Here is a 687-nt window from a genome sequence, read left to right on the forward strand (position 1 = left end):
ACCCGATCGCGGCTGATGGTAACAAAAGAACCTTCGTAGATTGGCTCACTGCTTAATTTAGTTTCTTTCAAATCCATTTTTTACCTCATTTCCAAATTATTAAAATATTAAAGGCCGTCTGAAATCCTTTTTCAGACGGCATAGATAAGCCTTATTCCCGAGCGCGTTCAATTTCAATACCGACCTGCGCCACATCGGGCAAGATACCCGGTTTCACAATACGGACGCGCACTTTGGCCGCACCAAAATCATTTAAAATCAATTGGGCGATATATTCCGCCAAAGCTTCCAGCAGTAAAAAATCCTGTTCGGCAAGGCTGCGGCGTACGACTTCGCATACTTCGCCATAATGGATGGTATCGCCGATATCGTCGCTCGTGCCGGTACGCTCGGGAACACTGATTTCCAAATCCAAAATCAAAGTCTGTTTACGCTCGCGTTCCCAATCATATACGCCGATTAAAGTATCGGCCTTCATGCCGTACAAAAAGATTTTATCCATTTGCCTGTCCGTTTTTTTGATAGAATAACCGTTCCCATTTTAAGTAAAGCACCCAAAATGTTCAATGTACTCGCCATTATTGCCGCCTATCTTATCGGCTCCCTGTCTTTTGCCGTCATCGTATCAAAATATTACGGCATGGACGATCCGCGCACTTACGGCTCCGGCAACCCCGGTGCCACCAA

Annotated in this window: 2 protein-coding genes and 1 pseudogene; 1 reads left to right on the plus strand and 2 read right to left on the minus strand. The window is 45.4% G+C overall.

Going from position 1 to position 687, the window contains the following annotated elements; translation table 11 throughout:
• Both ACTHS3_RS16410 and folB read right to left on the minus strand, forming a co-directional pair.
• Positions 1–77 (minus strand): annotated as a pseudogene (locus tag ACTHS3_RS16410) (ADP-ribose pyrophosphatase); the annotation flags it as partial.
• A gap of 74 nt (positions 78–151) precedes the next feature.
• Positions 152–502 (minus strand): dihydroneopterin aldolase, encoded by a 351-nt coding sequence (gene folB, locus ACTHS3_RS16415; RefSeq protein WP_004520156.1) that lies wholly within the window; start codon positions 500–502, stop codon positions 152–154.
• Positions 503–559: 57 nt separating this feature from the next.
• On the opposite strand from folB, the gene ACTHS3_RS16420 reads away from it, so the two are divergent.
• A partial coding sequence (locus ACTHS3_RS16420) for a glycerol-3-phosphate acyltransferase (protein ID WP_440368563.1) occupies positions 560–687 on the plus strand: 128 nt, incomplete at its 3' end.

The organism is Neisseria sp. P0009.S007 (assembly GCF_051962515.1).